This is a genomic window from Sphaerisporangium sp. NBC_01403, from assembly GCF_045040145.1.
In the GTDB taxonomy this organism is placed as follows: Bacteria; Actinomycetota; Actinomycetes; order Streptosporangiales; family Streptosporangiaceae; genus Sphaerisporangium; species Sphaerisporangium viridialbum.
The window spans coordinates 1443448-1456079 of record NZ_CP109534.1; the positions used below are offsets into that span (position 1 = coordinate 1443448).

At 71.9% G+C, this 12632-nt stretch carries 9 protein-coding genes; 5 read left to right on the forward strand and 4 right to left on the reverse strand.

Translation table 11 applies throughout. From position 1 onward, the window contains the following. Positions 1-261 precede the first annotated feature (261 nt). The 3 genes from OG589_RS06160 to OG589_RS06170 all read left to right on the forward strand — a co-directional run bounded on the left by OG589_RS06160 (position 262) and on the right by OG589_RS06170 (position 6196). A complete protein-coding gene (locus OG589_RS06160) occupies positions 262-3033 on the forward strand; it encodes an immune inhibitor A domain-containing protein (protein WP_405146971.1) in 2772 nt (923 codons plus the stop codon). A 154-nt stretch (positions 3034-3187) separates the two neighbouring features. Beyond that, on the forward strand, positions 3188-4126 hold the full coding sequence (locus tag OG589_RS06165; RefSeq protein WP_405146973.1) for a diacylglycerol/lipid kinase family protein: 939 nt from the start codon (positions 3188-3190) through the stop codon (positions 4124-4126). A 321-nt stretch (positions 4127-4447) separates the two neighbouring features. Further along, on the forward strand, positions 4448-6196 hold the full coding sequence (locus OG589_RS06170; RefSeq protein WP_405146974.1) for a cholesterol oxidase substrate-binding domain-containing protein: 1749 nt from the start codon (positions 4448-4450) through the stop codon (positions 6194-6196). Between the two features lie 87 nt (positions 6197-6283). On the opposite strand, the gene OG589_RS06175 is transcribed toward OG589_RS06170, so the two are convergent. Genes OG589_RS06175 through OG589_RS06190 form a run of 4 tightly spaced genes read right to left on the reverse strand, consistent with a single transcriptional unit; the run spans position 6284 to position 10199 of the window. After that, complete coding sequence (locus tag OG589_RS06175) at positions 6284-7489, reverse strand: MalY/PatB family protein (RefSeq protein ID WP_405146975.1); 1206 nt, start codon at positions 7487-7489, stop codon at positions 6284-6286. Positions 7490-7546: 57 nt separating this feature from the next. Then, positions 7547-8338, reverse strand: a complete 792-nt coding sequence (locus tag OG589_RS06180) for an FAD:protein FMN transferase (protein WP_405146976.1) — start codon at positions 8336-8338, stop codon at positions 7547-7549. Beyond that, positions 8339-8800 (reverse strand): FMN-binding protein, encoded by a 462-nt coding sequence (locus OG589_RS06185; RefSeq protein ID WP_405146978.1) that lies wholly within the window; start codon positions 8798-8800, stop codon positions 8339-8341. Between the two features lie 16 nt (positions 8801-8816). Beyond that, positions 8817-10199 carry a ferric reductase-like transmembrane domain-containing protein gene (locus OG589_RS06190; RefSeq protein WP_405146980.1) on the reverse strand — a complete coding sequence of 461 codons (1383 nt, stop codon included), beginning with the start codon at positions 10197-10199 and terminating at the stop codon, positions 8817-8819. A gap of 135 nt (positions 10200-10334) precedes the next feature. Here OG589_RS06190 and OG589_RS06195 point away from each other — a divergent pair, with 135 nt between their 5' ends. Continuing rightward, positions 10335-11075 (forward strand): response regulator transcription factor, encoded by a 741-nt coding sequence (locus tag OG589_RS06195; RefSeq protein ID WP_405146982.1) that lies wholly within the window; start codon positions 10335-10337, stop codon positions 11073-11075. An 8-nt stretch (positions 11076-11083) separates the two neighbouring features. Beyond that, a complete protein-coding gene (locus tag OG589_RS06200) occupies positions 11084-12562 on the forward strand; it encodes a sensor histidine kinase (protein ID WP_405146984.1) in 1479 nt (492 codons plus the stop codon). Positions 12563-12632 lie beyond the last annotated feature (70 nt).

The following is a 12632-nucleotide window of genomic DNA, read 5'->3' on the forward strand; positions in this document are numbered from 1 at the left end:
AAAACCGCAGGAAACGGCTCATCACGAGCGCAGGAAACGCCGTGCGCACCGGACTTCCCACGATGACAATTTCGCAACATCCTTGGTTGGCTTTACTTTTGCTTTACTCCATCCTCTAACGTCCGCTTTGCCGATTCTGGGGCGTTCCATGGTTAACGCCACAGATCTCCAACGGTCGGCGCGTTCATCCCGGCGCGCCTTGGACGTCGCCCGGAGACCCCGGGTGGAGCCCGGACAACCCGGGCGGAGGAGGAAACCCTGTTGTCACGCAGAATCAGGCGTCTCGCCGCGATGCTGCCAGTGGTGGGACTGGCGGCGGCGGGCCTCGCGGTCACGGGTGCCGCGGCACCGGGGGACACCTCGGTGGCCAGGTATCAGCCCACGGCGAGTGATTACTACATCAACTACGCCCCCCCGAGGGTGCAGAGCGAGACCACCCCCAAGTCCGGGGAGAAGGTGGACACCGGGGCGGCAAAGCGGCGCGGTACCGCGCCCACCGCCGAGGCGTTCGACCACAAGCACGCCGAGGGCAACCCGGTCGCCGCCCGCGAACTGGCCAAGCACGAGCGCACGGCCGTCCGCACCGGCAAGAACCCCTTCGAGTTCCTTTACAAGAAGTCCAAGACCACGCAGAAGGCCAAGCTGCTCACGCTGCTGGTCGAGTTCAACGAGAACGCGAACGACGACTTCTCGGGCTTCAGCCACCCGAAGACCATCGACGACGCGGACGACTGCATCACCGAGCCGCCCGGCACCAAGATCAACGGGCCGCTGCACAACAAGATCGCCAACCCCGCGCTCGCGGCCGGTGGCGGCAAGGACAACAACTCGATGTGGGTGGCGGACTTCAACAACGCCTTCTACAACGACATGCTCTACTCCAGCAAGGGCGTCACCAAGCGGGTCCGCACGGACCTGAAGGACCCTCGCGACGGCAAGCCGGGCATCGACATCTCCGGCTACACCATGAAGAACATGTACGAGGAGATGTCCAAGGGCGCCTACACCGTCAGCGGTGAGGCGATCGGCTGGATCAAGGTGCCGCACTCCGAGGCCTGGTACGGCGCGGGCGCCTGCCACGCCGCGGTGCAGGACTCCTCCGGCCACCCGAACAACCCCCGCGGCGCCGCTCAGCTCGGCATCGACGCGGTGAACGAGCTGGCCAAGAGCAACCCGAACTTCCCCTGGGCCGACTACGACCAGGAGGACACCTCCGACGCCGACGGCGACGGCAACTACAACGAGCCCGACGGCGTGGTGGACCACCTGGTGCTCGTCCACGCGGGCGAGGACAAGTCCGGCGGCGGCGGCGCCCAGGGCACCTTCGCCATCTGGGCCCACTCCAGCGCGATCGCGGGCGGCTACACGGTTCCCGGGACCAACGTCAAGATCTCCAACTACATCGTGCAGCCGGAGAACTCGGGCGTCGGCGTGTTCGCCCACGAGTACGGCCACGACCTCGGCCTCCCGGACCTGTACGACGCCACCGGCGCCGGTGACAGCGACGTGGAGTTCTGGGACCTCATGTCGACCGGCTCGCACTCCGGGCCGATCTTCCAGTCGATGCCGATCCACATGGGCCTGTGGGACAAGTGGGTGCTCGGCTGGGCGAACCCGAAGGTGCTCAACCCCGGTGACGGCACCAAGCTGGTCACGGTCGGCCAGGCGTCCCGCACGCCGAAGCTGACCGAGGACGGCGTACGGATCAACCTGCCCGACAAGGACGTCACGCTGACCACGCCGCACAGCGGCACCAAGGTGTGGTGGTCGAACAACGACCAGGACTGGGCCGACATCAAGCTGACCCGCGACATCGCGGTCCCGGCCGGCACGGACACCAAGTTCTGGCTCTGGAACGACTTCACCATCGAGCAGGACTGGGACTACGGGTTCATCGAGGTCTCCACCGACGGTGGCGCGACCTGGGCCGAGCAGAAGGTCTACGGCGCGGACGGCACGCTCGTCTCCACCGCGGACGACTACGCCGACCCGAACAAGCGCATGCGCGACTACGGCAACAAGAAGTACGGCCTGACCGGCGACTCCGGCGGCTGGCAGCACTACTACGCCGACCTCGCGCCGTTCGCGGGCAAGAGCGTCAAGCTGCGCCTGCGGTACGCCACCGACGCGGCGGCGGAGGAGCGCGGCTGGTTCGCCGACGACTTCTCGGTCACCAGCGGCGGCACCACCGTCTGGAGCGACGACGTCGAGTCCGGCGCGGCCGGCTGGACCGCCGCCGGCGGCACCTTCACCGACACCAAGGGCGCCGGCTGGGTGCAGCACAGCGGGACGCTGAAGAGCGCCCAGTACTACCTGGCCGAGTGGCGCAACCTCGACGGCTTCGACAAGGGCCTGAGCTACACCTACGACACCACCTGGAGCCACGACGGCGCCTGGAAGGTCGAGAAGGTTCCCTACAACGCTCCTGGCATGCTCGTCTGGCTGCGCGACACCTCGCTCGGCTACAACAACGCGGCGTCCAACACCTGGTCGCTGCCGTCGGCGGGCGCCAAGGGCCAGCTCCTGCTGGTCGACTCCCACTTCGACCCGCTGCGCCGTAGCGGCAAGGCGGCGGAGGTGGACAAGAGCGTGCTCAAGAACATCCCGTCGCGCCCGCAGGCGTCGAACATCGCGTTCGGCTTCAACAAGACGTACACCTTCAAGGAGTGCATCGAGGGCGAGCCGTTCACCGAGTACTGCACGAAGTTCGCGCCGCAGGACCCGGTCAAGGCGTTCACCGACGCCAAGACCTGGTACCCGGGCCTGGAGAGCCGCGAGGACGGGCTCTACTACCGGTTCCGCGACGCTTCGGTGGTCGTCCCCTCCAAGGACAACCAGCAGTACTCGCTGCGGGTCGTCAACGCCGACGGCACTCCGGCGACCGACCTGTACGGCGAGAGCGTCAACGGCTTCACCCTCGGCTCGGGCAACCCCGGCGACGAGGGCAAGCAGCTCGGCGTGCAGATCAAGCTCATCGCACCGCTTCCGGGCAACCTGGGTGTCATCGCCCAGGTGACCGCGCCGAAGAAGTGAGCCGGAGAAGCCTCCGGACGTAGTAAGCAGTGAGCCGGTGAGCTGACCGGCGAAGGTCCACGCGGGACGGGTTACGGCGACGCCGAACCCGTCCCGCCTGCTTCCCGGCACTGAATAGCATGTCTCCCGAAGCCATCTACGGGACGGGTGATCGGTGAGCGAGCTGCGGAGCAAGGCGGAACACACCAAGGCGATCCGCGATCTTCGCAGGGTGGCCCTGGTGGTGAACACGCGGTCCCGGCGGGGCCGCCACCGCTACTTCGAGGCCCTGCGCCTGCTCCAGGCCGACGGCTTCCGCCCGCTGAGGACCTACGCGGTCATGGACCCCTCCCGGCTCCCCGAGATCATCCAGGAGGCTCTGGAGCTCCAGCCCGACCTGCTGGTGGTCGGCGGGGGCGACGGGAGCCTCAGCGAGGCCGTCAAGCACGTCGCCCACCGCGACGTGGCCCTCGGCGTGCTGCCCCTCGGCACCACCAACAACTTCGCCCGCAGCCTCGGCCTCCCGCTCGACCTCGCGCGCGCGGTCAAGGTCTTCAGCCGCGGCAAGGTCGCCGACATCGACCTCGGCATGGCGGGCGACCGCCCGTTCGCCAACCTGGCGAGCTTCGGGGTGTCGGTCGAGGTGGCCGGCAAGGTCAAGCCGTGGCTCAAGCGCGTGCTCGGCCGCGCGGCGTACCCTCTGACCGCGCTGACGATCCTGCCCGGGCACTCGCCGTTCCGCGCCTTCATCACGGTGGACGGCCGGCGCCACGAGCTGCTCACGCACCAGCTCAACATCGCCAACGGGCGCTACCACGGCGGCTGGCAGATCGCCCGCGACATCAGCATCGACAACCGCCGCCTGGTGGCCTACCAGCTCGGCTCCGGCAAGCGGCTGAGGCTGCTCGCCGAGACCCTGGTCAGGGCCACGAGCGGCCGCTGGAGCAGCCTCGCCGGCGGCCCGTTCGTGACCGGCGGTGAGATGCTGCTGGAGACCGAGCCCTCGATGGCCGCCGACGTGGACGGCGAGGTGCGCCTGCGCACCCCGCTCACGATCCGCTCGATCCCCAACGGCCTGCGGGTCATGGTCCCCCCGGGCTTCCTGGACACCTGATCCGTTCCCGGCCCGTTAACACAAACAAGCATTTGCTTGACCGCCATGTTGCGCGGGCGTATAAAAAGCCATCGGGAAACTGTGAGTTCCTGACAGCTCACCACACGCGGGCCTAGGCGCGAGCCCGCACCTCCGGCCACCCCGGAAAGGGCGGCCGGCGTCCCCGTCCTCCTCGCGGACGTCGATCCGCCATACCCCCGGCGCGCCCCCGCACGAGAACGGCCCCGGCCCCGTGCCGCCGCACGGGACGGTCCGGGGTCTCCTCCATCGTCGCCCCAGGCCGCCGCATGCCCGAAAACAAGCGATCAACGGAGGCACCTCATGGCATACGGTGACGACACCGGCCGGCACGGTCTCACGCGACGGGCGTTACTCGGCGGCGCCGCCGGAGCCGCGGCGCTCAGCGCGCTCCAGTGGACGCCGGCCGCCCGCCTCACCCCGGCGAGCGGCGCGACGCTCGCGGCGCCGCCCGGCTACCCCGCGGGGATCTCGCTCTACCAGCAGACCTACGAGAACTGGTCGGGGGAGATCGAGATCGACGGCGTCTGGACGTCGGCCCCCGCCTCGGCCGCCGAGGTCGTCACCCTCGCGAACTGGGCCAGGGCCAACGGCTGGAAGGTCCGTCCCCGCGGCATGTCGCACAACTGGTCGCCCCTGGTCATCCCGGCCGGGGCCCCGGGGAACACCCTGCTGGTCGACACCACCCAGCACCTCACCGCCGTCACGGTCAACGCGGGCTCGCCCGCCAGCGTCACCGCCCAGACCGGCGTCACGATGGAGGCGCTGCTGACCACCCTGGAGGGAGCGGGCTACGGCCTGACCGCCACCCCCGCGCCGGGAGACCTGTCGCTCGGCGGCGTGCTCGCCATCGACGGGCACGGCACGGCGGTGCCGAAGACGGGGGAGACCCTCACCCCCGGCCACACCTTCGGCTCGGTCAGCAACCTCGTCACGCAGCTCAAGGCCGTCGTCTGGGACCCGGGGACGAGCCAGTACGCCGTCAGGACCTTCCAGCGGTCCGACCCGGCGATCGGCGCGCTGCTGGTCAACCTCGGCCGGACGTTCGTCACCGAGGTCACGCTGCGGGTGGGGGCGAACAAGCGGCTCAGGTGCCAGAGCTTCTACCACATCAACGTCAACACGATGTTCGCGCCGCCCGCCTCGGCCGGCTCCGACTCCTTCGCGAGCTACGTGAACTCATCCGGGCGCGTCGAGGCGATCTGGTTCCCCTTCACCACCGTGCCCTGGCTGAAGGTGTGGAGCGTCGCCCCCTCCAAGCCCCTGCTTTCCCGGCAGGTCAACAGCCCCTACAACTACTCCTTCTCCGACTTCCTGTCCAAGGACGCCTCCGACCTGCTGTCACAGATCGTCGCGGGCAACGCCGCGCTCACCCCGACCTTCGAGAACACCCAGATGGGAGTCGTCGGCTCCGGGCTGATCCTGACCGGCACGTGGGACATCTGGGGCTGGTCGAAGAACCTGATGCTCTACGTGCGCCCGACCACGCTGCGGGTGACCGCCAACGGCTACGCCATCCTGACCAACAGGAGCAACATCCAGCGCGTCGTCAGCGAGTTCTACGCCTACTACCAGGGCGCGATCACCGCGTACGCGAACCAGGGGCGCTACCCGATGAACGGCCCGCTGGAGATCCGCGTCACCGGGCTCGACAACCCGGCCGACTCCCAGGTCGCCGGCGCGGTGTCCCCGCAGCTCTCGGCGCTGCGGCCACGGCCCGACCACGCCGACTGGAACGTGGCGGTCTGGCTCGACATCCTCACGGTGCCCGGCACGCCGTACTCCCAGCAGTTCTACCGCGAGACCGAGCAGTGGATCCTGTCCAACTACACCGGCTCCTACGCCGCCGTACGGCCCGAGTGGTCCAAGGGGTGGGCGTACTCGGGCACGGCAGCGTGGGCGGACGCCACCATCCGCGACACCACGGTTCCGAACGCCTACAGGGCGGGGCAGCCCTCGGGCGACAACTGGGACACCGCCGTGGCCACCCTCGACACCCTCGACCCGCACCAGGTCTTCTCCAACTCCTTCCTCGCTACCCTGCTCGACTGAGCGCGTACCGAGGGGGGACCGGGCCGCTGTGGGGAGCGGCCCGGCGCCCCCTCGGCCCGTACGGTCACAGCGCGTTGAGCCGTACGGTCACAGCGCGTTGAGCGCCCTGGTCACGCCCGCGCGCGGGCGGCTGACGAGCGTCGCGGCCATCTGGCCGACCGCCTCGGTCACCCGCTCGGCGGCGGTCGCGAAGTTGAACCGCGCGAACCCGCACCCGGGGGCCCCGAACTTCGTGCCCGGGTACAGCGCGACCCCGCCCCGCCGCAGGAACCACCCGGCGGGGTCGTCGCCGAGCCCGAGCGCCCGGAAGTCCAGCCAGGCCAGATAGGTCGCCTGCGGCGGCTGGTAGCCGACCTCGGGCAGCCGCTCGGCGAGCAGGTCGCCGAGCAGGGCGCGGTTGGCGGCGAGCCCGGCCATCAGCTCGGCCAGCCACGGCTCCCCGGCGTCGAACGCCACCTCCGAGGCGATCACCCCGAGCAGGCCCGCGCTCTCGCTCACCTCGGCGTCGATGGCGGCGACGTCGGACCGGGCCTCCACGCCCGGCACCGCCAGCGCGGCCTTGAGCCCGGCGAGGTTCCACGCCTTGGACGCCGAGGCCAGCGTGATCGAGCGGGCCGAGGCCGGGGCGTCCAGCGATCCGAAGGGCACGTGACGCGCCCCCGGGTAGACCAGCGGCGCGTGGATCTCGTCCACCACGACCCGCACCCCGTAGCGGTCCGCGAGCCCGGCGACGGCCAGCAGCTCGTCCTCGCCGAAGACCAGGCCCGTGGGGTTGTGCGGGCTGCACAGCAGGTACGCGGCGGCCCCGGCCGCGAAGTCCCGCTCCAGGGCGGTGAGGTCCAGCCGGAAGCCGTCCGGGGTCAGGGCGAGGGGGCTCTGGACCACCTCGCGGCCGATGCGAGGCAGCCAGTAGAAGTACGGCGGGTAGGCGGGGGTGTTGATCACTACCCGGTCTCCCGGCTCGGTCACCAGGTGCAGCACCTCGACGATCCCGGCCATCACGTCCGGCACCAGGCGCATGTGCGCGGGGTCGGGACGCCAGCCGAACCGCCGGGCGGCGAACCCGGCGAAGGCCTCCGGCAGCCCTCCCGCGACGGCGTACCCGGTGTCGCCCCGGCCGATGGCCGCCACCAGCGCCGCCGCGATCGGCTCGGCGAGCGGGGTGTCCATCTCCGCGACCCACACCGGCAGCACGTCCGGCGGGTACTCCCGCCATTTCGCGCTGTGCCGCTCCCGCAGCTCGGCGAGGGTGTACGCGGCGAGGGGGCCGTGACTGGCGCTGCTGCTGGCCAAAGTAGTCCTTCGCTGTCGGGACATGCCCGGGCCGATGGCATGCCCGGCATTGCCCACTTAACTGTCAATCACGTCATAGCACATCATTTGCGGCTTGTGCCGGGGTGTGGGCCCATAGCGCGGGAAGCCGCCCGTCCACCAGGCGGTGCCCGAGCGGGTGACCGCGAACGCCTCCAGGCCGGGCAGCCCCTCGGCCCACTCGCGCGCGGCCTCACCCATGGCGAACGCCGCGGTGGCCATCGCGTCCGCCCTGGTCAGGCTCTCGGCGACCACGGTCACCGAGGCGAGGGCCGTCGCGGGGGCGCCCGTGTGCGGGTCGACGATGTGCGCTCCCCGCTCGGCGACCCCGGAGGTGGCCACGGCGAGGTCCCGGCCGGACACCACGGTGGCGAGGGCGCCGGGGCGGAGCGGGTGCGCTACGCCCACCCGCCACGGCCTGCCGGGGGCCGCCTCGCCCCGCACCCGCACGTCGCCGCCGCCGTTGACGCTGTGCCGGGACGCGCCCGCCCCGGCCAGCATCGCCGACACCCGTTCCACCGCCCACCCCTTCACCATGCCGGACGGGTCCAGGCGCCCGCCGGGCGCGCTGGTGAAGTACCCCGAGCTGACCCGCGCCGCCTCCTCGCAGAGCGCGAGCACCTCCGCGACCTCCTCGGGACACCCGGCCAGGGTGATCTCGCCGCGCCCGAGGCGGCTCACCGGGCTGCCCTCCCGGTAGGTCGAGAACACCTCGTCGATCCGGTGCAGCTCGGCCACCGCCTCGCCGAGGGCCTCCCGAAGGCCGCCGGACGGCTCGTGCCGCACGTCGAAGGAGAAGACCGTGCCCATGACGTGCTCGACGTGCCTCACCTACAGGCCCGCCTTGTCCAGCGCGCTCTGCAGGGAGCCGGCGTACCCCTCGCTGGTGTAGGTCGCGCCGGACACGGTGTCGATCTGGGCGCTCTGCGCGTCCAGCGCCTCCTGCGTGAGGACGGGCACGGCGAAGGAGTTGATCTCCCGGTCACGGGGGTTGGAGTCGGGGACCACGATGGCCTCCACGGCGGTGATCCTGCTTCCCGAGAGGGAGACGCGCACCTGTACGGGCCCCCAGCGGGTGTCCACCGCGTCGCCGGTCACCGTGCGGGCGGCGCTCCCGGACGACCCGCCGCCGCTCGCGTCCTGGCTCGGCGCCGGATCGCCCTGGGTTCCGCTCGTGCCTCCCGAGACGGCGGCGGGCGGCCGTTCCGCGGACGCGACCTCGTGGGGCTTGAAGGAGAGCAGCAGGATCAGTCCGGCGGCCGTGACCAGCACGGCGAATATGGCTCTTCGCATCGGGTGGCTCCTCGGATCAGAACTCGAACGACTCGTGATGGATGCGGCGGCGCGGCACCCCCGCGCGGCGCAGCGCCGCCACCGCGGTGGCGGTCATGCCGGCCGGCCCGCAGAGGTAGACGTCGTGGTCGCGCAGCCCGGGCACCAGGGAGGTGAGGACCTCGGCGGTGAACGGCTCGCCTACCTCGGCCCGGTGGCCGACCAGGTAGTGCAGGGCCGCGCCCCGCCGGGCGGCGATGGCCGAGAGCTCGCGCTGGAAGACGACGTCCCGCGGCGTGCTCGCCCGGTAGAGCAGGGTCACCTCGCCCGGCACCGTCTCGAACAGCGCCCGGATCGGGGTGATGCCCACCCCGCCCGCGATCAGCAGCACCTGGCGCCGGGTCGCCCGGCCGGCGGTGAACGCGCCGTACGGGCCCTCGGCGGCGACGCGGACGCCCGGGCGCAGGCGGGCCAGCGACCGGCTCTGGTCGCCCAGGTCCTTGACGGTGATCCTCAGCTCGTGGCTCGCGGGGACCGCGGACAGGGAGTAGGGGTTGGCCGCCCACCACAGGTCGCGGGTGAGGAACCGCCACCGGAAGAAGTGGCCCGCCTCGGCCTTCAGCTCGCCCAGGTGGCGGCCGGTCAGGTAGACCGAGACGACCCCCGGCGCCTCCGGCACGACGTGCGCGACCCGCAGCCGGTGCCGGAACGCCCGCGCCACGGGCGTCACGAACCGGTACCAGAGCACCAGCGCCCCCACCACGCCGTACAGCCCGTACCAGGCGAGCTGGGCGACCCGGTCGCCGACGAACTCCGCGCCGTTGCTCAGCTGGTGGCCGAAGGCGAGAGCCGCCGCGAGGTAGGTGTAGAAGTGCAGGTAGAACCAGGTCTCGTAGCGCACGCGCGCCCGTACGGCCCTGGCCGAGACGGCGCCGACGCCGACCAGCAGCAGCACCGCCGCGGTCGCCTTGAGCATGTCGGGGTAGGAGAGCACCAGGCTCGCGGTCTCGTGCACGACGCCGGTGCGCGTCGTGACGGCGTACCCCCAGATGATCAGCAGCGTGTGCGCCACGACGAGGCCCACGGTGTAGCGGCCGCCCATCGCGTGCCAGCGGGCCAGCCGGTCGGCGCCGACCCCCCTCTCCAGCGCCGGCACCCGGGCCATGAGCGAGATCAGCACGGCGATCGCGTACCCGGCCAGCAGCCCGGTGATCCGTCCGGCGCCGGTCAGCCAGCCGCCGGGCCCGATGACCGACGGGGTGTCCGCCCACCACAGCCCCACCACGGCCACGGCGCCCGCGGCGATGAGCGCCTGGGTCACCACGGGCGCGAGGCTCGGGCGTCCCCGGGCCGGGGCCTCCGGCGCGGCCGAGTGCCGCCCGCCGGAGCCCGGCCGGTGGCCGGCGTGCGTGGTGGTCAAGAGATCCCCTTTCGTCGAGATATCGGCCACCGTGCCAGCGGAATCTCTGCTTTTCCTATGAAGAGCGGCGTTCAGAGGATTCTCAGCAGAATCGCATAGGGTGCGTTGCGGTACAGGTAGGACCCTGTAAGCCTCATGGAGGAAACCACGCCCACTCCGATCACCGGCCTGCTGCGCCCCGACGGGACCCCCGTGCGCGCGCTGGTCGTCGACGACGAGCCCGACCTGGCCGAGGTCCTGAGCGCGGTGCTGCGCTACGAGGGCTGGGAGGTGCGGACGGCCGGCGACGGCGCGACCGCGATCAGGCTGGCCCGCGAGTTCGCCCCCGACGCGGTCATCCTGGACATCATGCTCCCCGACGTCGGCGGCCTGGAGGTCATGCGCCGGCTGCGCGCCGAGATGCCCCAGGTCTGCGTGCTCTTCCTGACGGCCAGGGACTCCGTGGAGGACCGCGTCGCCGGGATCACGGCGGGCGGCGACGACTACGTGACCAAGCCGTTCAGCCTGGAGGAGGTGCTCGCCCGGCTGCGCGGCCTGCTGCGCAGGGCCGGGATGACCCGCGCCGGCGCCGGCGACCGGCTGGCCGTCGGCGATCTCGTCATGGACGAGGAGGCGCGCGAGGTCACCCGGGCCGGGGAACTGGTCGACCTGACCCCCACCGAGTTCGAACTGCTGCGCTTCCTCATGCGCAACCCACGCCGGGTGCTGAGCAAGGCGCAGATCCTCGACCGCGTGTGGTCGTACGACTTCGGCGGGCAGGCGCACGTGGTCGAGCTGTACATCTCCTACCTGCGCAAGAAGATCGACGCCGGGCGGGCGCCGCTGATCCACACCGTGCGCGGCGTCGGCTACGTGCTCAAGCCCGTGCCGTCGTGAGGCTCGCCATGGCGCGCCCCATACCGCCGGTGACGCTGCGCGGCCGCCTCATCGCCGGGCTGCTGGTGCTCCTCGCGTGCGCGTGCGCCGCGGTGGGGGTGGTGAGCGTCCTCGCCCTGAACCGGTCGCTGCTTTCGGGACTGGACCACCAGCTCACCACGTCGAGGGGCCGGTTCGCCTCCAGCCTTGAGCACTCCCAGGGCGACACGCGCGGGCAGTCCGCCGGAACTTTCGGGGCCAGGCTGGTGGCCGGGGTGGTCACCCAGTGCGGCGTGGTCGCCCCGCAGCGTGACACCGACGACACCTCCTCGACCGGCCCCACGCTGACCCTCTCGGCCGCCGACACGGCGGCTCTGGCCGCGCTCCCGGCCGACGGCCGGGGACGCACCGTCCGGCTGTCCTGGCTGGGCGATTACCGCCTGATGGCCGTGCCGGGTCTCGACGGCGACACGCTGGTCACCGGGCTCCCGCTGGTGGAGGCCGAGGCCACCGTGCACCGCCTGGAGGCCGTCGAGGCCGCCGTCTTCGCCGTCGCCCTCGTGCTGACCGGGGTCGCCGGGGCGCTGTGGGTGGGGGTGTCGCTGCGGCCCCTGCGCAGGGTCGCCGCCACCGCGCGGGGGGTGACCGAGCTGCCGCTCGCCGACGGCGAGGTGGAGCTGCCCCGTGGCGTCCCGTACACCGACCCGCGTACCGAGGTGGGGCAGGTCGGCGCGTCGTTCAACCGGATGCTCGACCACGTCGGCGACGCCCTCGCCCGGCGGCACGCGAGCGAGCAGCGGCTGAGGAGGTTCGCCGCCGACGCCAGCCACGAGCTCCGCACCCCGCTGGCGGCCATCCGCGGCCACTCCGAGCTGGCCCGACGCCACCCGGGTCCCGTGCCGCCCGAGGTGCGGCACGCGCTGGAGCGGGTCCAGGCCGAGTCCGTGCGCATGGGCCACCTCGTGGACGACCTGCTCCTGCTAGCCCGCCTCGACGCGGGCCGCCCGCTGCGGCGCGAGGAGGTCGACCTGACCCGCCTGGCCCTGGACGCCGCGGGGGACGCCCGCGTGGCGGGACCCGAGCACCGCTGGCGGCTCGAACTGCCCGAGGAGCCGGTCACGATCTCGGGGGACGCCGACCGGCTCCACCAGGTGCTCACCAACCTGCTGGACAACGCCCGCACGCACACCCCCGGGGGCACCACCGTGATGGTGCGGGTGGGCCCGCCGGCCGGTGGAGGGCCGTGGGTGGAGCTGTCGGTGGCCGACGACGGGCCCGGCATCCCCGAGGAGCTCCGGGGGGAGATCTTCGAGCGGTTCGTCCGCGCCGACCTCGGCCGGTCGCGCGCCTCGGGCGGTACGGGCCTCGGGCTGGCCATCGTGAGGGCGGTGGCGGGCGCGCACGGCGGCTCGGCCGAGGTCGAGAGCCGCCCGGGCCGTACGGTGTTCAGAATCCTGCTGCCGGCCTCCCACGCGCGGGAGGCCCTTCCCTCGGGGAGTCCTACCTGATCGGGTGATGTGGCGGGGCGGCGGGGTCGCCGACCATGGTGACGACGCGGCCCGCGGGCACGGCGGCGGC